This is a genomic window from Geothrix sp. (genome assembly GCF_020622065.1).
GTDB lineage: Bacteria > Acidobacteriota > Holophagae > Holophagales > Holophagaceae > Geothrix.
In genome coordinates, this window is sequence record NZ_JAHRYQ010000002.1 from 440,307 (window position 1) to 459,956 (window position 19,650).

Below are 19,650 nucleotides of genomic sequence, written 5' to 3' on the forward strand. Positions count from 1 at the left end.
CATTCGAACCCTGGGGCCGTGGCATCTAGGGGCACCGAGAGGTGGTCCCGTTCCGGCCCGGGCCGCCCTCTTATTACCTGGCCGAATTTCTGAAGGAGACACCATGTTCAACCTAATGCTCGCGCTCGCCTTGGCGAGTAATCCTGCGGCCAAGCCTGCCGTGAATGCCGTGTGCCCCGTGCAGGGGCTTAAGGTCACGGAGAAGTCGAAGACCGTCGTCGTCCGTGGCCAGGAATACCGCATCTGCTGCCCGGGGGACTGCGACGCCAAACTCGCCAAGGACCCAGACAAGTACCTTCGCGAAGACGGCACGCCGAAGAACGCCGCCAAGGCGGAGAAGAAGCCCGCATCTGGTCATGAAGGCCACATGCACTAGGAACGCCACCTTAGCTCTCTCTCCCGGAATTCATCAGGAACCACGGCGCGTTTAGAACAACCTTGTAACCCAAAAATCACAACCCAGGGTGCCCAGTCACCGCCCCGGATTCATCAGGAGGAAAGCATGCTCAACCTACTGCTTGCCCTTGCAGTCACGACCGCACCTCAAACTCGACCGGCCACCAACCAGATCTGCCCGGTTTTCGGTGGAACTGTCAATGAGCAGAGCCAGATCGTCTCCGTGCGAGGTCAGGACTACCGCATCTGCTGTGCGGACTGCGAAACCATGCTCAAAGAGAAATCCAACAAATACTTGAAGCGAGACGGTACGCCCAAGAACAAGGCCGACAACACCATCTGCCCCGTCTTCGGGGGGAAGGTGGACGGAAAGAGTCAGACCGTGGTCGCCGAGGGGCACGAGTTCCGGATCTGCTGTGCCGACTGCGACGACCTGTTGGCCAAGTACCCGGAAAGGTACCTGGAGCGGGATGGTACACCGAAAAATACCCCGGACCATGCTCGCCCGGCCAGCGACCACGGGCTGCCCTACTGATTCTCATGCCGGAGAGGTGCGCCATGGTTCCTTTGCATCCGATCGTCCCGCGTTCCCGCAGGCTCTGGATTCTGGGAGCCGTGGCGATGCCTTTCCTGGGGCTCCTGGTCTGGTCGGTGATGCTGATCCAGGCCACACAGCAAGCTTCCAAAGCCTTTGCTCATTGCAGCACATGGACCCTTGAGACTGCGAGGCACCTCGGCGTCATCGAGGATGTGCATGAAAAAGCCACGCGACTCCCCTACGCCGCCCACCCGGATGTCGAGGCCGCCGCGCTCGATGCGGCCCTGGACCGGCTGGCCGAGTCGCGTCGAGAACTGGGCCGAAACACCTTGGGAGAACCGGATCGGTACCTGACTGCAGTGGACAAAACCTTGTCGGACTACCTGGTGCAGGTTCAGGTAGTGCGTAAGCTCGCCGTCGAGGGGCCCCCCATCCCCAGTGGACCGGGGAAGGCAACCCTCCAGCTAGAGGCCCTGGCGGCTCATGCCCATCTAGACCATCAGCACCAGACAGTCCTCGGAAGCGTTCAGACCCTGGCCCGCTACCACAAGGACATGCTGGCGCTTGCGATCCAATCGAGCCAGCGGAACGCCGGACGACTCTCGATGTTCGCCGGGGTGTCGCTCGCCATCGCCCTTGGATTCGGTGTGGCGGGGGGCCTGGCCCTCTACCAGAGGCATCGCAGCGACCTTCTGGCCCGGTTCTCCAGAACCCTCGTGGATACCATCCCCGACGGCGTTGTGGCCTGGGGCTCCACGGGAGAGGTAGAGACGCTGAATCCGAGCATGTCCGAGCTTCTTGGCATGCCCTGCCTGCGCCACCAGAATGGCTTGAACATCCACCTCCTGCTCTCCCAGGAGAATTTGAGGCGCCTGGAGGAATCCACCTCCGGAGAGATTGTTCGCCTCAATCTGTTCCACGCCACGGGCGCCTTGCGCGCCGCGGATGTCCGAGTTGCGAGGATCGAACACCCCAACGGTCCGACCCACCTTGCCGTGATGCGTGATGTCTCCCAGCAGGTCGAGCAGGACCGGCGCCTCCTGGAATCGCAATGGCAGGTCCAGGCTGGGCGAAGGGTCACTTCCATCGCGAAGGACCTGGAATACGCCATGCATCCCATGCTGCTGGCCCAGGACATGCTCAAGCCGGAGGAAGGTGCAAGCGAGGCGCGCCTGGAGGCCTGGAACACCCTGCATCGAACATCCGAACACGCGGCCCTCCTTCTTCGGCAATTCAATCGGGCCGTGGTTGGAGTTGAGGAGGCACCGGACATCCGGGTCTTCGACCTCCAGGTCTGCCTCCTCGAACTCATCGAGTCCTTCCATGTGGATCGCGGAACCATGGCCGGAATCGAGGTGGATCTGCTTCAGGGCCCCAGTCTGGTGCGTGGCCCAGTGAACCTGGTCCGCCTGAGTTTGGAGTTGGTGATCCAGCGGGCTCTCGATGCCTCGGCAGGCCAGTCTCCCGTCCGAATCACCAGCGAGCAGGAGTCCGAAGCCATCGTGATTCAGATCTCAGATCGAGGGTATGCCACCTCGGACAAGGAGCTTCGACGGATCTTCGACCCGGTGTACTGGGTGCCGGGGAGTCCTCTCGGTGATGCCTTCGGGCTCTTCAATGTGGCGGAAACGCTTCGGAACATGGGCGGCGAAGCCGCGGCCATCAGGACGGACCTGGGGTGGACAGTCTTCACGCTCAGGGTGCCTCTGGAGGAGTTGCCATGACCCCCCGAGGCTCCCCGACGCCGACAGGAGGCGAAGCGCAGGGTCTCCATCCAGATGACGGGGCGAGAAAGTCACCTGCACCGCAACGCGAGGAAATGGTGGACGCTCCCGAGGATCGCCCCTGGTTACGGCAGATCGTCTACCTCTGTGCCGCCACCGGGTTGGCGCTCGCGATTCTCTATCTCATCAAGCCACCTCCGGTGAATCGCTTGCCTGTCTCCACCCACACCTGTGGCCCTTGCTGCCGTTAATCGCCTCGGACAGGAATTCATGCAATGGCGAACTTCCGTTCACATCCCTCGGGACGGTCCTCTCGGAAGGGCCCCACGAAGCGATTCTTCAAAGGTCTGGTCATGCCTTCCGTCGCCCACCCGAAGGGTGCCGTGCCCGAAGCGTTCCAGCCCCATACAGATCCGAAGGGTATCCGCTTTGCGGTGGGGTGCTGCGTGGCGGCCATTCTGCTCTTCAGTGTTTGGCTCGCCTTTATCCAACTTCGAAAGCTGGTCCTGAAAAGCCCGGCACCGACGCACCCTTCGGAGGCACCCCTCCACCCACCCAGGCGACGCCTCCTTGTCCCAGATCCCCTCTTTAAGTCTTCCAGGTAACCGACCACCCACCCCGCCCGAGGATTGCTGTGATTCCAGCCCTGCCACTTCTAATGCTTGCCCAACCCGTTCCCGCCCCCAGTCCCGTTGAAATCCTTCCTGGGCTCTTTGTCCTGGCAGGGAGCCCGGATTCAGGCACTTTCACCGCCTCGAAATCCCTGGGAATCACCCATGTCATCAATCTGAGGACCCCAGAAGAGGGCGACTTCGGATGGGAGGCCACCGCAGTCCAGAGCTTTGGCGGAAGCTATGTGAGCTGCCCTGTGCATTCGGAAGCCCTTCCCGATGGTCTGGATCGCTTCCGTGCGCTGATCTCGTCCTTGCCACCGACCGCGAGGATTCTCATCCATTGCGCTTCGGGCAACCGCGCTGGCGCTGCACTGTTCGCCTTTTGGAGCTTGGACAGGGCTATGGCGGTGGAGAAAGCCATCGCCCTGGCCAAACGAGCCGGGCTCCGGAATCCCACGATCGAAGCGGTTACCAGACGCTATGTCATGGCCTTGCTGGAGCGATCCGGCCCGGTCCCGACTCACGAAGCTGACGCTCATTGAACGCTGGCGTTCCCTCGACAGAGTTCCCCGAGTCCAGGATCGATCCTACCCTTCCACCCCTGCTGGCATCCCCGATGTAAAAGGCCGCCAGCGACCCGTCCCACCCTGACCCCCTCAAGGAGCCATTCAATGTCCGAGCACAAGAACAAAAAGGCGCAGTTCGCCCAGCCCCATAAGAAAAAGCGCCTTCCGATCATTCTGGGGGCCGCTCTGGGCTTGATCGCCCTGGCCCTCATCGGGTGGAACGCCCTTTCGGGCGGGAGTACCGGCCGATACCCGGTGGTGAAGGCCTCCCAGGGGCAGATCCTGCTTCCCGCCGCCGAGGTCTCGGATGGGAGCGCCCACTTCTTCACCTACCAGACCGCTGGCACCGATGTGAATTTCTTCGTGGTGAAGAGCACCGACGGCCAGGTCCGAGCCGCCATCGACACCTGCGTGCAGTGCTATCGCGGTCGGATGGGGTATCGCCAACTCGGGGAGTTCATGGTTTGCAACAAGTGCAACCAGAAGTTCCACACCAGCCAGATCAACGAGATCAAGGGTGGTTGCAACCCCGTACCCCTCGGCCGAGTCCTCGCCGGAACCAACCTGGCCATTTCCGAAGCGGACCTGATCCAGGGCGCCGCCTACTTCCGAATCAATCCATAGCGCGGGCAAAACCATGAACCTTCGCACCATCGCGTTGAACAACCTGCGCCGGCGAAAGTCGCGCATGGCCTTCCTAGTGACCGGACTGCTCATCGGTGTCGCCACGGTGGTTACACTCCTGTCGCTGACCCAATCCCTGACCATGGAGGCGGAACACAAGCTCGAGAATTTCGGCGCGAACATCCTGATCACTCCCAAGAGCGATGATCTCTCCCTGTCCTACGGGGGCATCGTTCTGGGTGGGCTGTCGCTGGATCCCAAGGAGATTCGCGAAGCAGACCTCCTTCACCTCAAGGAGATCCCCAACAGCCGCAACATCGCTGCGGTAGCCCCGAAGGTGCTCGGCGCGGTGTCGGTGGGATCCTCGCGGGTGATGCTGATGGGCGTCGAGCCCAAGGCCGAATTCCATGTCAAGGGCTGGTGGAGCCTGGAGGGCCGGCGCCTGGCGGAAGCGAACGAACTGGTGGCCGGCAGCCGTGCGGCCCAACGGCTCTCGTTGAAACCAGGATCCACGGTCGTTCTGGATGGGCAGGCCTTCCAGGTCACGGGAACTCTCAAGGAAACGGGCTCCCAGGACGACGACCTGCTTATCTCGACCCTGGCCACGGCCCAGCGGCTTCTTCGCAAAGAGGGGACCCTCTCGCTGGTGGAGGTGGCGGCGCTCTGCGGCGATTGCCCGGTGTCCGATATGGTCGACCAGATCTCCACCGCGCTTCCGGATGCGAAGGTCAGCGCCCTCCAGCAGGTCGTCAAGACGCGCCTGCACGCCCTCGACCAGTTCCGTGCCTTCTCCTTCGCCGTGGCAGTGGTGGTCCTCCTCATCGGGGCCTTGGTGGTCTTCGTGACCATGATGGGATCCGTAAATGAACGGACGCGGGAGATCGGTATCTTCCGCGCGCTGGGATTCCGGCGCAGCCATGTGGTCGGCCTGATCCTCATGGAAGCCGTCGGCGTCAGCTTTCTGGCCGGCATCCTCGGATTCCTGTCGGGGATGGGCGCGACTCGCCTGCTGCTCCCCTGGCTGGCCCAGAGCCACCCACACCTGGTGTGGAGCCCGGCCCTGGCTGGAGGCTCCGTGCTCCTGGCCATCGCGGTCGGGGCGGCTGCTTCCTACTACCCGGCCCTGCACGCGAGCCGGATGGATCCAACCGAGGCGCTCCGCTCGATCTGATTTCTGGAGGCCTCGTCCTTCCACCCCCATTCAACGCCGATTCCAATAAGGAAATGAGTCATGGCATTCATCGACATCAAGGAGCTGAGAAAGGCCTATTCAGGCGTCTCCGAACATCAGGTCGAGGCCCTCAAGGGCATCGATCTGGAAGTGGCCGAAGGCACCTTTCTAGGCGTCATGGGACAGTCCGGATCAGGCAAGAGCACTTTCCTTTCGTTGCTGGGCGGCCTCTGCCATCCCACCTCGGGCAGCGTCCAAGTCGACGGCATTGACCTGTTCCGCCTCGGGACCGAGCGGTTGGCGGATTTCAGGCGAGAGTATCTCGGCTTCGTGTTCCAGAGCTTCAACCTCGTCCCCTACTTGACGGCTCTGGAGAATGTGATGCTTCCCCTGGCGGTCAAGCGCATGCCCGCCTCGGAGAAGCGCGCCCAGGCCATACGGGTATTGGAGCGGGTGGGCCTGGCCCATCGAGGCGGGCACCTCCCCAGCCAGCTCTCCGGAGGTGAACAGGAGCGCGTGGCCATCGCCCGGGCCCTCGTCAACCGCCCCCCCCTGCTCCTGGCCGATGAACCGACCGGGAGCCTGGACACAGCCACCTCCGCCGAGATCATGGCCCTGCTCAAGGAACTGCATCGCGATGGGCAGACCATCGTGATGGTCACCCACAATGCCGAGAATCAAGCCTATTTCGACCGAGTGTTGGTGCTACGAGATGGCCTGGTCGATTTTGGGAAGCTCGAAACTGTGGCCCATTGATCATCTGGACCGGCGCGACCTTCGACTTCCACAGAGGCGCGTTCGGCAGCCGGGAGAATGCCTCAATGTCCCAGGATCATCCCGCCACCATGCTCGCTCACCGCCCATGCGGGCGGCCGTGGGCCCTGAAACCGGATGCCCTTCGTGAGTCGCTTTTTTCAAGGCACCCCACAGACCTTCAGCAGAAAGGGGAGCCATGCATTGGCGATTCCACGCGTGGTCCTCCGTAAGCGCCGTGATGTCCCTGCTCGACCTACGATCTCCCCTCTGGGGGTCCGGCCCTTACCGTTTGTAGGACAAGGACCCTCGGTTTCCCGTTCGAGAATCGCCTGACCGAAAATGGCTGACCTCTTTTGGGATCAGTTCCTTTTCGGTGGGGAGGGCTTTGCCCTATTTCATGGAGGAATCATGAAATCCAAATATCTTTCAGTGGTCCCAGCCGCCCTCGCTTGCAGCATGCTGGCTGCCCAATCCGGGCCCACCCTCTACGGGGTGGCTGACCTGTCCGTAGAATCCGTCAAGGCCGAAGGCGCCACGGCTCCCGGAAGCGACATCTCAAGCCGCACCCGCCTGAACGCCAACAGCTCCCTGCTCGGCATCAAGGGCAAGGTCGCCATGGACAACGGCGCCACGGTCATCTACCAGTTTGAAACTTACATCGACCTTGGGAACAACGAAGTCGGCTCGGCGAACACGCCGATCATCAACAACGGACAAACCACGAAGGTGGGTGGCCTAAACGGACCGGGAACGGGCACCGTGTTCGGCGCTCGCAGGGACACCTTCCTAGGTCTGATGGGCAGCTGGGGAACGCTGAAGGCCGGCTACCTCTCCACCCCCTTCCGCGCCACCACCGCGAGCTTCGACCTGGCGCCCGGAGCCACGGGTGTGGCGACTTCCTACAACATCTTCGGTAAAGCCACAGACAGCAACACCTTCTTCTTCCGCGCGCCCGAGGTGGAATACACGACTCCCATCTGGGAAGGGCTCTATGGAACCGTTGCCTACCTGGTGAATTCGGCCAAGAGTGCGGACGGGAATGTGGATCCTTATGGCTGGGCGGCTTCGGTCAACTACAAGATCCAGGCGTTTCGGATCGCCTTGGTCCACACGAATTTAAAGGATGTGGGATTCGGCGGTGCCGTCAGCGAGTCCAACAAGTCCGACGCGGGCTTTGTTTCCTACACCTTCCCCACCGACACCACCCTGACCGGCATGTTCCAGCAGTACCGGGGCACGATCACCACGGGCACTCCAACCGCCCCTGTGGACAGGGACATCAAGCAGAAATCCTTCTACTTCGGAATCAAGCAGGTGTGGGGACGCCACGAGATCTTCGGTGTCTACGCTTCCGCTCCGGACCGCGAAGGCTCCTACCTGTCCACCCAGGATTCAGGCGCTACCCAGGTTTCATTGAGGTACGCCTACAACATGTTCAAGAACACCCAGGCCTACGCGGTCTACTCGCGGATCTCCAACGACGCGAATGTGGCCTACAACTTTGATGTGGGCGGCATCGGAAACGCCTCCTCAGGCGCGAAGGTCGCCCTCGGCTCGGACCCGACCTCTATCGGAATCGGCCTCCGGCACACATTCTGACGGCGTTTAGAATGGGAGGAGGCCCGGGGGCACCCGCCTCCTCCCATCTCGATCTCCCCTTGAAGCCATGTCCCATTCCAAGCCAGACCCTGTGCTATCGACCCTCCTGGGCGCCCGGGAGCAGTTCGTCCGCTTCCTGACCGCGCGGACCCGTGATCGGGCCGAGGCGGAGGATCTCGTCCAGGCCTCCCTCCTGAAAGTCATCCAGACCTCCGCCAAGCCAGACATTGCCGAGAGCGCGGTAGCCTGGTTCTATCAGGTGCTTCGGAACGCCCTGGCAGACCACCACCGGGCCAGCCAGTCCCGACTCCGCGCCACGGAACGGCACGCCCGCGACCTGGTGGAGGCCGAGGAGCCGGAACTGGAAAGGGTGGCCTGCCAGTGCATCCAGGCGCTGCTCCCCACCCTGAAGCCGGCCGAAGCCGAGGCGCTCGAAGCCATTGACCTGGGCGGCCGGACGCCCGCGGAAGCCGCAGCCCTCCTGGGTGTCACCCCGAACGCGATGTCGGTGCGTCTGCATCGGGCCCGGAGGGCCCTCCGGGAGAAGGTGGAGCGGACCTGCCGGACCTGTGCGGCCCATGGGTGCCTCGACTGCCGATGCCGGCCGGCCCAGGCGAAACCAAAAAACCTGTAAGGAGGTCGGAGCTCGCCCGTCTTCCTCTGTGAAGGCCGTCATCCCGGCCCCTTCCAGAGGAGGCACCATGTCCAGCTCCATCACCCTAAGCGTCCCCACCATGACCTGTGGGCACTGCGTTTCGACCATCCGGAAAGCCCTCCTGGGGCTGGGGCTTGCCGAAGCCAGAATCGACCTGAAAGCCAAGGAAGTCCGCATCGCAGCTCCGGCCAGCGCGGTACCCGGCGTCCTCGCCGCCCTGTCGGCCGAAGGCTATCCCGCCACCACCCTTTGATCACAGGTCGTTGGCCGCGACCGGACCCGTCCAGTCGCGGTCATCCTTCTATCCCGTCCCCAGATGTGCCCGCAGCAGAGTGGCCCCGAGCTACCCAGGAGAACCCATGGAATCCCGAACCTTTCCCGTCGAGGGCATGACCTGCGCCACCTGCGTGTTCCGGGTCGAGAAGGCCCTGAAGACCGTGCCGGGGGTGGAGGCCGTCACGGTGAACCTCGCCCTGAATGAGGCCACCGTGGCTTTCGGCCCCTCGGTCACGCCCCAGGCTCTAGCCCAGGTCGTGACCGACAAGGGCTACACGCTCGTGCTCGACCGCTCGAATCTGTCTGAAGGCGCGGAAGCCCGGACCCTCGCTCGGAAAGCCGCCGTCGCCTGGATTCTGTCTATCCCCCTGCTTCTCACGATGATCCCCGGTCTGGCCTTCCACCTCGCCTGGCAGGTCCAGGCTCTGATCTCCGCCGCAGTGGTGTTCGGTGCCGGCCAGTCCTTCTTCCTGCGCGCCTTCAAGCTGCTGCGCCAGGGCGAGTCCAGCATGGACACCCTGATCGCGCTCGGTTCGGGCACCGCCTGGGCCTTCGGCATCTCGGAGGGCCTCGCCGGTCGCCATCACCTGCCCTTTGAAACCGCGGGGCTGCTGGTGGCCTTCCTGCTGCTCGGGAAGTGGCTAGAAGCCAAGGCCAAGGGCAAGTCTGCCGACAGCTTGAAGGCCTTGCTGAAACTGGCTCCGAGCACGGCCATGCTCCTTGAGGCGGATGGATCGGAGCGAGAGATTCCCGTGGCCGAGCTCCACCCAGGCGACCGCATCCGCGTCCGCCCTGGTGCGAAAATCCCCGCCGACGGGTCTGTCCTCACCGGTGAGGCCGATGTAGAGGAGGCCCAGTTGACTGGTGAACCGCTTCCCGTTTCCAAGCGTGCAGGGGACCGAGTCCTCGCCGGCGCCCTAGTGCATGGAGGCGCCCTGGAAGTGGAAGTCCAAGCCGTGGGTGCCCAGAGCTGGCTGGCCCAGCTGGCCGCCCAGGTGGCCGAAGCCCAAACCTCCAAGGCCAGCGTCCAAGCTCTGGCGGATCGCATCTCGGGCCGGTTCGTCCCCGCGATCCTGCTCCTCGCCGCCCTGACCTTCCTCGGCTGGTACCTCTATACCAGTTCCGTGGCGGAGGCCTGGCGCCCGGCCGTCACCCTCCTCGTAATCGCCTGCCCCTGCGCCCTGGGTCTGGCCACCCCCGTGGCCATGACCACGGCCCTGGGTACCGCCGCCCGGCACGGACTGCTGATCCGGGAAGCTGATGCCTTCGAACGCCTGGCGAACCTCACGGACCTGGCCTTCGATAAGACCGGCACCCTCACCGAGGGACGGCCTGCCTTGCAGGAAGTGCGCGCCTTCGGCGGGTGGGCGAAGGACGACCTGGTGCGCCTGGCCGCTTCCCTGGAGCGGGATTCCGAGCACCCGCTCGCCAAGGGCCTCCGCGAGGCCGCACAGGGGCAAGCGCTGGAATCGGTGGAAGGTTTCCGGGCCTTCCCGGGAGGCGGAGTCTCGGGCACCCTCCGGGGTCGCGCGTACCGCCTGGGCAACGCCAGCTTCCTCGGCACGGACCTCTCTTGGGTCGATGCCGAGGGCACTCTGGTCGGGCTGCAGGAGGAAAACCGCCTCATCGGCATCTTCCGCCTGGCGGATGCGGTCCGCCCTGCCTCGATGGGCCTGATTCGGGAATTGAACGCCCAGGGGCTGAAAGTACACCTCTGGAGCGGAGACCGTCCCGAGGCCGCGAAACGCATGGCGGAGTCCCTCGGCCTGTCCGAAGGCCTGGGTGGATGCACTCCCGAGGGAAAGCGTGCCAAGGTATCCAATCTCCAGGCTAGCGGACGGGTGGTCGGATTCGTGGGCGACGGGGTCAACGACACGGCGGCCCTCGCCCAGGCCGATGCAGGCATTGCCATGGCGGGCCTTGAGGCCGCGCAGGCCGCCGCCCCCATCAACCTGCTTCGCCCAGGCTTGGAGCCGCTCCGCATGGGCCTCCGCCTCGCCAAGAAAACCCAAGTCATCGTCCGGCAGAACCTGGTCTGGGCCTTCGCCTACAACCTCGTGCTCATCCCCCTCGCGGCCACGGGCACCCTGGAGCACTTCGGGGGTGCCATGCTCGCCGGTGCGGCCATGGGCCTCAGCAGCGTGACGGTGGTCCTCAATGCGCTCCGTCTCAGGTCCATTCCCGGAGGGCACTGATGTCCTTTGGAGCGGGAATCGGCGAACGAAAGGCCCCTAGCGGGCCCGCCTTCTCAGCTTGCGCCAAGCCATGACAGTTCCCGTGATTCCAAGGGCGAACCACAGTCCACTGACCGCGAAGATCACGCTACGCTTCGCACCATCGCCAGTGATGTCCAGGCTGTGAAGCCTGAAGCACCAGTCGTAGAACCGCCACACACCGGTGCGTCGGGCCTTCACCTCCCCCGTGAGCCCATCCACATAAAGGTGCATCGAGGGGCCCTGACTCAAATGGAAGGCATAAGCAGGAAAGGGGCCTGGGTATTCCGTGGGCGCGGTTCTGGCGTTTCCCCCGCCTCCCGTGAGGGCCACGCCCTTCTCATCCGCGTCGTAGAAGAGAACTGCGCTCGGCAGGAAGTCTCCCTTGAAGTCCCGCTTCGCGGCGGCCTCTGCCCAGGTCACCGGAATGGCCGAGCCCAGGGAACACCGCTCCTCCAGGTCCCAGACGGATGTTCCCTCTTCCTTGTGGACCACCGCGACGGGATGCCCTTCGATGACCTGGATGGAGACCTTCCTCGCCCGCTCGACCAAGTCGGGAGGCGGAATCATCCCCGCCTTTAGCAAGCTCGGAGCCTCCTTGGGCCCGGTACTCAGGGTCCGCCCCCGAACCTGGTCGAGGGGCCAGATCACAAAGGCGATGGCCGTCCCCATCCACCAGAGCAGGGGCAGCAGGAGGCCGATTCCCAGCCAGAGATGCCCGTTCCAAAGCCTTCGCCAACCCAGAGGACCCATGTTCAAAGCCTACCGGAACCAGGCCCGACTTGGATTCCGGTTTCCATCCTTGAAGCGTTCTGGCGAGGAAAGTTGGGTCTTGGTGGAAGCCACTCGCCAACCATCGCCCATCTGTTCGAAGGCGCTTCCTTGCTTGGACGAAGTGCTGCTCACCCTGCTGGCCGAACGCTACGATCGGCGCAGCGTCGTCATCACCTCGAACCTCGTGTTCTCTCTATGGGACTGGATTTTCAGGGACCCCATGACCACGGTGGCGGCCATCGGCTGCATCGTCCACCACGCCATGATCCTCGAACTCACCGGCCCCAGTTACCCTGCCGAAGCAGCAAAGGCTCGCCTTCCGAAAGATGCGTAGGTGACCCGATGCCCGATGCTGGAGACCCAAAGGTGATGGCCCTTTTCATTGCATGGTGATCCGCGGTAGCAGGGCATTCCCTTATCGGGGAGCGGGGGCGATCTCCCGCCGGACTTCCTTGCCATCGAAGCCCAGTTCCCTTTTCCACTGGACCAGAGTCGTGTCGATCGATGCACCTGGCTGGAACACGATTTGGGTCTCACGCCTGTCAAAATCGATCTGGACAGAGCCCACGCCAGGGGTCGCCGCCATGGTCTTCTGAAGGGTGCCGACGCAAGGTGGGCACTCGAACTGAGGAGTGGAGATTACTAGGAGGGTGCCCCCATTTGGCCTGGGCGGCGTCAGGGCCGTGAGAGGCGAATCCTTCTCTGCGTGGAGAAGGTGGGGTGAGGCCCAAGCAACCACATAGGAGGCCACCAGGATCGTCACCGCCAGGGTTGGGAACCTGGGGACCGTTGCGCAGCAGTCTTCCGCAGGCCTAATCGAAGTGAAACGCTTGCGCATCCACCACCCGATCACTCCCAGAAGCAGGGTCAGAAGGCCGCCTAAAGCCCACGGGCGAATCCAGGCGATCTTGGCTCCCAGGGTTCCTGTGGCCACGCCGAGACCCGCCAGCGTCAGGGGCACCCAGCAGCAGGCCGAGGCCAGCACTCCCAAACCAACGGAGGCCCACACCGTGTGCCTGACACTGTCCTCGCCATTGAGTGGAGGGGGAGTGCAGTTCCCCGGTCTACTCACGGACTCATCCACCTCGGAGGGAGGGCAGGTATCGTGGTGTTCAGAGGCCATTGGAAGGCCCCCTTTCAGCAGCCGCTATCGCTTTCATTTTCTTGATCACATCCCCCAGGCAGCAGCCACCGCTTGGATTGGTCACCTCGCAACGGCAGTTTCCCGCTTTCACCTCAGCCTTGATGGACTCCAGTATCGTGCTCTTCCCATTCAGGACCCAGTCCTCACGGAGGCTCTCCGCACTGTGATCGAAGCAGTAGCAAAGCGGTCGCGGTGCGCCAACCTCCTTCACTCCCACCCGCAGGGTCAGGTCGCCACGCGAAAAAGTCTGAGCCCCATCCGTGCTGAAGTACACAAGCTGGCACTCCGGGCTGGCGCAAAAGCGGTACCCCTCATCCTGGACTTGCTGAAGGAGGTGTGGCTGGAGCAGGGATCGTAGCGTGATCGACTTCACGGGTTCTCCAACCGCTCCACACGCCGGGCAGGAGGCTGTTTTTTGGGGATTGGCCATAGGGCTGCAACAGGCATGGATCGCGCATCCCTTGTCTTGTTCAATCGTCATGTCTCTCCTCTTCATGAATGGGCCCGGAGGAACGCACCCCCTGGGGATTTGAGACGGTGCAATTCGGAACGCAGAGCCTTAGGAATGCCGGGCACAGGGGCCCCGGCTCCCCCTCGCAGGCCTTCCGCAGGCTCTGGAGGACATCCTTCGTGGCTTGGAGTTCCACCAGACGCTCCGTCAAGGCGTGGATCTTCTGATCCAACAACCCCTTCATGGACGCACAGGCCTGATCATCCTGGATGTCTGTGTGAAGAAGCGCTCTGATTTCTTCCAGGTTGAAGCCGCTTCGCTGAGCCTGCTTGATGAAACGCAAGGTGTCCACGGACCCGGTGTCGTATATCCGGTAACCCTTGGAGGTCTTGCCCACTGGTTTCAGGAGGCCCATGCGCTCGTAGAGCCGCACCGCCTGATCGCTCACCCCGCAGGCTTTGGTGAGGTCGCCCATCTTCAGCAACTTCTGCCCCACGGCCACCTCCCATAAAGAAGGTTAAGGTCTGTACTTGGGTATAGAGTCAAGGGACTGTCGGCAATTTTCTCGGTGGCTCTCCAAGGGTTCAAGAAACCCGTACTACCTCAACTCCTGTGACAAGAAAGCTGGGCTTGCGGCCCGAGGGGAGTGCCCTCCGCTACGGCCTGCTTCCTTCATGGGGAATCCTAATTGTCGCTGGCGAGCAAAAGAAGTTGACCTCGGGGATCGGGCAGTGATGCCGGTCAAGGTGCACAGCATCGGTGTCGTGGGAAGGGAAATCCTGTATCATGGACAGGTTCGGAGGAGTCCATGTCCCAGATGTGTTGAAGCGCAACGCCTACCAGGCCCAGCCTTCGTACATCTCAAGGAACTCACATGCGACATCTTTCCAAGCCCGCCCAGTACCTGTCCGGTTTCCTTGCGGGATCCGCCGGTTGTCGCTGTTGTCCGTGCCTGTCCCTCATGACAGCTAGCACTCGATACGCCACGACTGGAGTGGAGCATGGATTCAACGACGACACACCGAACCCCAGAGACCCTCAGCAGATCGCCATGGCTTGATCCCGTTCTCTTCGCCGGGAAGGCCCTTTACCGGCCTCGAAGAATCGGAGCGGTATTGCCGAGTGGCCGATCCCTGGCCAAGGTCATGGCACGGCTGGCGCCCGGGAGGACCATCGTTGAGTTGGGTCCTGGATCAGGAAGCATCACAAGGCAGCTTCTGACCCACCTCCCGATGGAAGGTCGGCTTCTCGCGTTGGAGCTTGATCCGGATTTGGCCTATCGCCTCCGAAGCCAGGTCAGGGATCCCCGCCTGGCCATTTGCATGGGAGATGCGGCGGATCTCGGGCAGTGCCTCCACACCCTAGGTGGGCGCCCGGTAGATGCCATCGTTTCAGGCCTTCCCTTCCAGTCGCTTCCGGCCCTGTCGAGGGACCGCATCCTGGCGGCCGCACGGGCCGAGCTTGCGCCGAAAGGCCGATTCATCGCCTTCCAGTACGGCCTGAGGTTGCTCCCGGTGTTCCGGAGGCATTTCCGACGGGTTCACGTCCTGGGCCCGGTTTGGCGAAACCTACCACCGGCCTATGTGATCGTCGGCCTTCCCTGATTTCTCGAGGACCTGCCATGGCCCCATGCCCCGCCCAATCGGTACTGGATCTGATCGGCCACACCCCACTCCTGAGAATCGGCCGGATTGACACAGGTCCCTGCGAGTTGTTTCTCAAACTGGAATCCCAGAACCCAGGTGGATCCATCAAGGACCGTGTCGCTCTGGCCATGACCCGCGAGGCCGAACGAGAGGGACGGCTGAGGCCCGGCGGTGTTCTCGTAGAAGCTACCGCGGGGAACACTGGGCTCGGACTCGCCTTGGTAGGACGTGCCAAAGGCTACCGCGTGCTGCTGGTGGTCCCTGACAAAATGGCGGAAGAGAAGATGATCCAACTGCGGGCCCTGGGCGCGGAGATCTACCTGACTCGCTCCGATGTGGGCAATGAGCACCCAGACTACTACCAGAATGTAGCGGCTCGCCTGGCTGCCGACATCCCAGGTGCGTTCTACACCGACCAGTTCACCAACCCCGCGAATCCGAAGGCCCATGAGGAAAGCACGGGACCCGAGATCCTGGCCCAGATGGGCGACAATGTGGATGCAGTTGTCTGCGGCGTCGGTTCGGGGGGAACCCTCACAGGCCTTACCCGATGCTTCCAAAAGCACAATCGATCGGTGGACATGGTGCTCGCGGACCCTGAGGGATCGGTCCTAGTGCCCTGGCTTCAACACGGGGTGATGGAGCAGGCTGGGAGTTGGGCTGTGGAGGGGATCGGAGAGGACTACCTTCCGCCCCAGGCTGATTTCACGGCGGTGCGACGGGCCTACATCATTTCTGATGAGGAGAGTTTCAAGGCGGCTCGCGGGCTGCTGGAGGCCGAGGGTATCCTCGCGGGATCATCCACAGGCACGCTTCTGGCAGCCGCCCTGAGGTATTGCCGAGAACAGAAGGCACCCAAGCGGGTGGTGACATTCGTGTGCGACACCGGGGCCCGTTACCTATCCAAAGTCTTCAACCCATCTTGGACTCGCCGACGAGGCTGGGGCGGTCCTTCCCGCCTTGGCGACCTGAGGGACTGGGTGGTGCGGCGGTTCGAGGACGGAACTGCGGCATCGGTGAGTCCCGGCGATTCCACAAGGAGTGCCTTGAAGCGCATGGAAGCCGCTGGATTGACCGTGATTCCCGTTCTGGACGGGTCGGGCCTGGTTGGGGCGGTGGAGATTCGCACCCTGCTCGCTGGGGGAATCTCCGATCCCGCGGCACGAACCCTTCCGGTCAGCCACTGGGTCTCGGGCGAACTGCCATGGCTAGATTCGGGCGCGGATCTAGAGCTGCTCCACGACTTGGCTCTCCGGAACCCCATGGTTTTCGTCATCCACGAAGGTAGACCCTATGGGTTCGTGACCCCCCTCGATCTCGCGTTCATTCCAGAGGCACCATGACCCTGCGAATGCCCGCTTAGATCATCGTCGTCAGAGTGCCCAGGCGTTCTCACCACTTCTATACCCAGGGCCCTCCTTCTCCTTCGTAGGTTTTATAGGGAGGATGTCAATACCTCCTGAAGGGCTCAAAGTACTGCCGCGAATTTTCGGCAAGAACGAGACGGAACAAACGGACCAATGGTGCATCCCTTCTATGAGCCGCCGAACTGGCTGACCTCACAAAGGAGATTTCATGAAGATCACTCGAAACCTGCTCATCATCCTTGCCCTTTCTCCCTCCAGCATTGGTTTTGCCGGGAACACTGGGGCTCAGGCTGTGCCAGCCAAGAGCACTGAAGGCCACTGCTCGATGAGCAAGGTCATCAATGAAGACAAGGATGATGGTGTGCTCACCGTCGATCCCTGGTACTTGCAAACTGCGGATGACCTCCGCGCGAAAGCACAATCGTCTATAACTTGCAGTGATAGGCCTAGCTGCATGAATAGTACAGAGAAGGAGACAATCGCCTCAGCCACGATGACCGTCAATTCGTGGTATTTGCAGACGGATAGCGACTTGAACCCGAACGCGCGCCGAACCATGACTTGCGAGGAATCACAAGGTCATAGGAATAGCGCGAGGAATGGCATCAAGGCGGATAGAGCAACCCAGGACTCCTGGTACCTGCAAACCGCGGATGACATTCGCGCGGCCTCTAAGCAGCCCTTGCGTTGCAATGCTGTACAAAACTGTATGACCAGCACCGGTTCCGATTCAGAGGGCACCGAACCCACCTCCATGTTGCTCGGGGCCCAGCCCTGAACGCATTCTCTTTAATCAGTAGGAGCCAGGATCACTGGAACCTCCAGATCCTTCTGAGAAGCCGCGTATGGTCATCGACCGAATCTGAGACAAGGGGTTGAGTCCGAAGGTGCCCGACACACCTCTCCAATATTTATCCCTGCGTCTCGTTCTGGCTAAGGCACACTGGGGGTCTACCTGGACTCGGCCAGAATGAACGGTGTGAACCTAACTTGCGAATCGTTGGTTGAGGGGCATCTCGATGCCATCTACGCCTACGCCCGGGCAAAGGTTCGCCAAGAAGACCTCGCTCGGGATATCGTTCAACGAACCTTTCTAAAGGCCTTCGAAAAGCGCGGCCAGTTGCGAGATGTGTTGGCGGTACGCGGCTGGTTGTTGTCCATCCTCCGCAACGAGATCGCCATGGAGTTCAGGGCTAGCGCCAAGTTCGAGGTTTGGGACGATCAGGCCTTCGAGAACATCCCCAGCCCGGAGGGCGAGGAACCCGTTGACCCTGTTCTGCTCGCTACGCTACCCGAAGCCATGGCCGATCTCTCTGAAGCCGCGCGATCGCTTCTTTATCTCCGGTACCAGCAGGATCTTTCCTATGAAGAGATGGCTGACATTTTGGGCATACCCATGGGCACCGTGCAAAGTCGCCTTCATCGGGCAAAAGCTTCTTTGAAGTCGGCAATGGCTAAGGCAGGGAACCGACTGAAAGGGGGTGCGACATGAATGAAAAACCCACCTCCGCAACGGCATTCGAAAAGGATCTTCGCTTGGTGCTCCATCCGACCACTGCCCCGGATGACCTCCGAGTGAGCTTGTTGCGTGCCGCTAGGCGACAGGATTCGCCCTGGAGTTGGCGTGCAATTGGCCTCGCGGCAACACTGTTGATCCTTCTCGGAGGAGGTTCATGGGGCTGGCTGGTTCGCTGGCGAAGCCTAGAGGCTGAACGAATCAGTCGGGCTGCGATCCAGAGCTACATGGAAGTCCAGCGAGTGGATTTCAAGGTGGATCCCACTCTACCCAACCCTGAAGAGCACTACAGCCAGTGGTCTTCCCGAGCGGTCGGTTTCGACAGCAGGCTTCCGGTGTGCTTGACAGGACAATCACTGAAGGGGGTATGTGCCTGCACCATGGCCTCCTGCCGCGCGGCCTGCTACCGCCTAGAGGATGGGCGAGCCATCTATGTCTTCGAACGCCCCCTTGGAGGCCTGGAGGATGATTCTGGAAAAGCTCGAACAATCTTTGCAGCCAACCACCGGGCTCTTGCCTGGAATGAAGGTGGCCATGGATATGTCCTCATAGAACCCCCAGGATGGAACCCTGTGGGTTGATCCATCCCCGAGGTAATCGGCTATTTCAAGGATTTCGCCGTGGGAATCCTGATGGTCTCGGCAGTGCGGTCATCCTCCGCAAGGACCACCACAACGCGCAAGCCTAGTTTCACCTGATCGGCGCTCACCATCTCGCTGCCGCGCATGATCATGGTGCTCTTGGCGAGCGGAATGGTCTGCGCCTTTCCGTTCTTTAGGGTCAGTTGGATCTTGCTGCCATCCATGGCCTTCACGGTTCCCATGAGGGTCTTGTGGGTGTGGGCCTGGACAATGGCGGCGCTGCCAAGCAGGGCGGTGGTGCAGAGCAGGTGTGAGGATCTTGTCATCGGGGTTCCTTTCTGTGGGTGGACGGGGCGCTTTCCCCGGCCGAGGAGAGGGCGTCCGTCCCGTTGAGAAAATCGTCTTCGGCCTTGGTTTCGCGCTGCTTCATGGGCGAGGTTGGGTTCATGCTTCTCATGTGGTCGAGTTCATCGGCAGTGGTCCTGGGGAGGTGCCGGATGAAGTGGACGAGTTTCCAGGTCTGGTCATCCTCGGCGTGGGATGAGGCACCCCAGGCGGGCATGCCCGTCAGCCGCACACCGTTCTTGATGATGGAGAACAGTTCCCCATCGCTCAGGTTCTGAGTGACCGAAGTCGTCATATCAGGGGCCTTGGGGAAGAGGTTTCGGCCAATCTCGGTGTTTCCCTTCCCATCGTTGCCGTGACACAGCGCGCAGTGATCCGCCCAGTGCATCCGGCCCCCCTCCAGGGCAGCCTCGTTGAAGGGCACGGGATTGACCAGGGCGCGGTCTGATCGGGGAATGGCCGCGTGCCGGAGAGATCGAGCCAGCAGGGCCTCGACGGCCGTCGGCTGGTCACGAGCACTGACACCGTGGACGATGATCCAGGCGATGAAGGACACAGCGGATATCACCAGCAACAATAAGAGGCCCAGGACCTCAGCGTGTCGACGCATGAAAGCGCGCCCTCGATTCATCACCAAGTCCATGAACGAACTCCTCGATTGAGAGGGTAGGCTCCGCCAGAGCTCTGACGGAAT

20 protein-coding genes are annotated in these 19,650 nt (G+C 62.1%); 15 read left to right on the forward strand and 5 right to left on the reverse strand.

The features are described 5' to 3' along the window. The first annotated feature begins 103 nt into the window (after nucleotides 1–103). The 10 genes from QZ647_RS11460 (at nucleotide 104) to QZ647_RS11505 (ending at nucleotide 11,114) form a co-directional block, all read left to right on the forward strand. Nucleotides 104–376 carry a hypothetical protein gene (locus tag QZ647_RS11460; protein WP_291272286.1) on the forward strand — a complete coding sequence of 91 codons (273 nt, stop codon included), beginning with the start codon at nucleotides 104–106 and terminating at the stop codon, nucleotides 374–376. Between the two features lie 126 nt (nucleotides 377–502). Beyond that, nucleotides 503–931: a hypothetical protein gene (locus tag QZ647_RS11465; RefSeq protein WP_291272287.1), complete on the forward strand. Its 429-nt coding sequence runs from the start codon at nucleotides 503–505 to the stop codon at nucleotides 929–931. An 86-nt stretch (nucleotides 932–1,017) separates the two neighbouring features. Further along, nucleotides 1,018–2,658, forward strand: a complete 1,641-nt coding sequence (locus tag QZ647_RS11470; protein ID WP_366526185.1) for a HAMP domain-containing sensor histidine kinase — start codon at nucleotides 1,018–1,020, stop codon at nucleotides 2,656–2,658. 1,285 nt (nucleotides 2,659–3,943) lie between these two features. Next, nucleotides 3,944–4,462: a DUF2318 domain-containing protein gene (locus QZ647_RS11475; protein WP_291272289.1), complete on the forward strand. Its 519-nt coding sequence runs from the start codon at nucleotides 3,944–3,946 to the stop codon at nucleotides 4,460–4,462. Nucleotides 4,463–4,475: 13 nt separating this feature from the next. After that, entirely contained in the window at nucleotides 4,476–5,633 is a 1,158-nt protein-coding gene (locus tag QZ647_RS11480) for an ABC transporter permease (protein WP_291272290.1), read from the forward strand. Between the two features lie 60 nt (nucleotides 5,634–5,693). Continuing rightward, nucleotides 5,694–6,389, forward strand: a complete 696-nt coding sequence (locus QZ647_RS11485; protein WP_291272291.1) for an ABC transporter ATP-binding protein — start codon at nucleotides 5,694–5,696, stop codon at nucleotides 6,387–6,389. Nucleotides 6,390–6,797: 408 nt separating this feature from the next. Next, a complete protein-coding gene (locus QZ647_RS11490; protein ID WP_291272292.1) occupies nucleotides 6,798–7,988 on the forward strand; it encodes a porin in 1,191 nt (396 codons plus the stop codon). Nucleotides 7,989–8,055: 67 nt separating this feature from the next. Further along, on the forward strand, nucleotides 8,056–8,622 hold the full coding sequence (locus tag QZ647_RS11495) for a sigma-70 family RNA polymerase sigma factor (protein WP_291272293.1): 567 nt from the start codon (nucleotides 8,056–8,058) through the stop codon (nucleotides 8,620–8,622). Between the two features lie 67 nt (nucleotides 8,623–8,689). Further along, entirely contained in the window at nucleotides 8,690–8,896 is a 207-nt protein-coding gene (locus tag QZ647_RS11500; protein WP_291272294.1) for a heavy metal-associated domain-containing protein, read from the forward strand. Between the two features lie 106 nt (nucleotides 8,897–9,002). After that, nucleotides 9,003–11,114 (forward strand): cation-translocating P-type ATPase, encoded by a 2,112-nt coding sequence (locus tag QZ647_RS11505; RefSeq protein WP_291272295.1) that lies wholly within the window; start codon nucleotides 9,003–9,005, stop codon nucleotides 11,112–11,114. Between the two features lie 36 nt (nucleotides 11,115–11,150). On the opposite strand, the gene QZ647_RS11510 is transcribed toward QZ647_RS11505, so the two are convergent. Beyond that, on the reverse strand, nucleotides 11,151–11,885 hold the full coding sequence (locus QZ647_RS11510) for a PepSY domain-containing protein (protein ID WP_291272296.1): 735 nt from the start codon (nucleotides 11,883–11,885) through the stop codon (nucleotides 11,151–11,153). Here QZ647_RS11510 and QZ647_RS11515 point away from each other — a divergent pair. After that, nucleotides 11,884–12,240, forward strand: a complete 357-nt coding sequence (locus QZ647_RS11515; RefSeq protein WP_291272297.1) for an ATP-binding protein — start codon at nucleotides 11,884–11,886, stop codon at nucleotides 12,238–12,240. The two genes, QZ647_RS11510 and QZ647_RS11515, sit on opposite strands and share 2 nt — an antisense overlap. Nucleotides 12,241–13,018: 778 nt before the next feature. Here QZ647_RS11515 and QZ647_RS15630 read toward each other — a convergent pair. Next, nucleotides 13,019–13,546, reverse strand: a complete 528-nt coding sequence (locus QZ647_RS15630) for a (2Fe-2S)-binding protein (RefSeq protein WP_366526173.1) — start codon at nucleotides 13,544–13,546, stop codon at nucleotides 13,019–13,021. Further along, a complete protein-coding gene (locus tag QZ647_RS11520; protein WP_291272298.1) occupies nucleotides 13,521–13,997 on the reverse strand; it encodes a MerR family DNA-binding protein in 477 nt (158 codons plus the stop codon). The genes QZ647_RS15630 and QZ647_RS11520 overlap by 26 nt, the downstream gene beginning before the upstream one ends. 649 nt (nucleotides 13,998–14,646) lie before the next feature. Here QZ647_RS11520 and QZ647_RS15635 point away from each other — a divergent pair. The 4 genes from QZ647_RS15635 to QZ647_RS11535 all read left to right on the forward strand — a co-directional run bounded on the left by QZ647_RS15635 (nucleotide 14,647) and on the right by QZ647_RS11535 (nucleotide 18,006). Further along, complete coding sequence (locus tag QZ647_RS15635) at nucleotides 14,647–15,105, forward strand: methyltransferase domain-containing protein (RefSeq protein WP_366526186.1); 459 nt, start codon at nucleotides 14,647–14,649, stop codon at nucleotides 15,103–15,105. 17 nt (nucleotides 15,106–15,122) lie between these two features. Continuing rightward, nucleotides 15,123–16,490 carry a pyridoxal-phosphate dependent enzyme gene (locus QZ647_RS11525; protein WP_291272299.1) on the forward strand — a complete coding sequence of 456 codons (1,368 nt, stop codon included), beginning with the start codon at nucleotides 15,123–15,125 and terminating at the stop codon, nucleotides 16,488–16,490. Nucleotides 16,491–16,722: 232 nt separating this feature from the next. Further along, a complete protein-coding gene (locus tag QZ647_RS11530; RefSeq protein WP_291272300.1) occupies nucleotides 16,723–17,292 on the forward strand; it encodes a hypothetical protein in 570 nt (189 codons plus the stop codon). A 192-nt stretch (nucleotides 17,293–17,484) separates the two neighbouring features. After that, on the forward strand, nucleotides 17,485–18,006 hold the full coding sequence (locus tag QZ647_RS11535; RefSeq protein ID WP_291272301.1) for a sigma-70 family RNA polymerase sigma factor: 522 nt from the start codon (nucleotides 17,485–17,487) through the stop codon (nucleotides 18,004–18,006). A gap of 625 nt (nucleotides 18,007–18,631) precedes the next feature. Here the strand turns inward: QZ647_RS11535 and QZ647_RS11540 are convergent. Both QZ647_RS11540 and QZ647_RS11545 read right to left on the reverse strand, forming a co-directional pair. After that, nucleotides 18,632–18,937, reverse strand: coding sequence for a hypothetical protein (locus QZ647_RS11540; protein ID WP_291272302.1), 306 nt, complete (start codon nucleotides 18,935–18,937; stop codon nucleotides 18,632–18,634). Continuing rightward, the gene (locus QZ647_RS11545) at nucleotides 18,934–19,566 is read right to left on the reverse strand and encodes a c-type cytochrome (protein WP_291272303.1); all 633 of its coding nucleotides are present in this window, start codon (nucleotides 19,564–19,566) and stop codon (nucleotides 18,934–18,936) included. The genes QZ647_RS11540 and QZ647_RS11545 overlap by 4 nt, the downstream gene beginning before the upstream one ends. Nucleotides 19,567–19,650: the final 84 nt, after the last annotated feature.

Bases quoted from the DNA above. Each gene is read 5' to 3' on its own strand.
- QZ647_RS11460 (WP_291272286.1), top strand. From the start codon at position 104: ATGTTCAACCTAATGCTCGCGCTCGCCTTGGCGAGTAATCCTGCGGCC.
- QZ647_RS11465 (WP_291272287.1), top strand. From the start codon at position 503: ATGCTCAACCTACTGCTTGCCCTTGCAGTCACGACCGCACCTCAAACT.
- QZ647_RS11470 (WP_366526185.1), top strand. From the start codon at position 1,018: ATGCCTTTCCTGGGGCTCCTGGTCTGGTCGGTGATGCTGATCCAGGCC.
- QZ647_RS11475 (WP_291272289.1), top strand. From the start codon at position 3,944: ATGTCCGAGCACAAGAACAAAAAGGCGCAGTTCGCCCAGCCCCATAAG.
- QZ647_RS11480 (WP_291272290.1), top strand. From the start codon at position 4,476: ATGAACCTTCGCACCATCGCGTTGAACAACCTGCGCCGGCGAAAGTCG.
- QZ647_RS11485 (WP_291272291.1), top strand. From the start codon at position 5,694: ATGGCATTCATCGACATCAAGGAGCTGAGAAAGGCCTATTCAGGCGTC.
- QZ647_RS11490 (WP_291272292.1), top strand. From the start codon at position 6,798: ATGAAATCCAAATATCTTTCAGTGGTCCCAGCCGCCCTCGCTTGCAGC.
- QZ647_RS11495 (WP_291272293.1), top strand. From the start codon at position 8,056: ATGTCCCATTCCAAGCCAGACCCTGTGCTATCGACCCTCCTGGGCGCC.
- QZ647_RS11500 (WP_291272294.1), top strand. From the start codon at position 8,690: ATGTCCAGCTCCATCACCCTAAGCGTCCCCACCATGACCTGTGGGCAC.
- QZ647_RS11505 (WP_291272295.1), top strand. From the start codon at position 9,003: ATGGAATCCCGAACCTTTCCCGTCGAGGGCATGACCTGCGCCACCTGC.
- QZ647_RS11515 (WP_291272297.1), top strand. From the start codon at position 11,884: ATGTTCAAAGCCTACCGGAACCAGGCCCGACTTGGATTCCGGTTTCCA.
- QZ647_RS11510 (WP_291272296.1), bottom strand. From the start codon at position 11,885: ATGGGTCCTCTGGGTTGGCGAAGGCTTTGGAACGGGCATCTCTGGCTG.
- QZ647_RS15630 (WP_366526173.1), bottom strand. From the start codon at position 13,546: ATGAAGAGGAGAGACATGACGATTGAACAAGACAAGGGATGCGCGATC.
- QZ647_RS15635 (WP_366526186.1), top strand. From the start codon at position 14,647: ATGGCACGGCTGGCGCCCGGGAGGACCATCGTTGAGTTGGGTCCTGGA.
- QZ647_RS11525 (WP_291272299.1), top strand. From the start codon at position 15,123: ATGGCCCCATGCCCCGCCCAATCGGTACTGGATCTGATCGGCCACACC.
- QZ647_RS11530 (WP_291272300.1), top strand. From the start codon at position 16,723: ATGAAGATCACTCGAAACCTGCTCATCATCCTTGCCCTTTCTCCCTCC.
- QZ647_RS11535 (WP_291272301.1), top strand. From the start codon at position 17,485: ATGAACGGTGTGAACCTAACTTGCGAATCGTTGGTTGAGGGGCATCTC.
- QZ647_RS11540 (WP_291272302.1), bottom strand. From the start codon at position 18,937: ATGACAAGATCCTCACACCTGCTCTGCACCACCGCCCTGCTTGGCAGC.
- QZ647_RS11545 (WP_291272303.1), bottom strand. From the start codon at position 19,566: ATGCGTCGACACGCTGAGGTCCTGGGCCTCTTATTGTTGCTGGTGATA.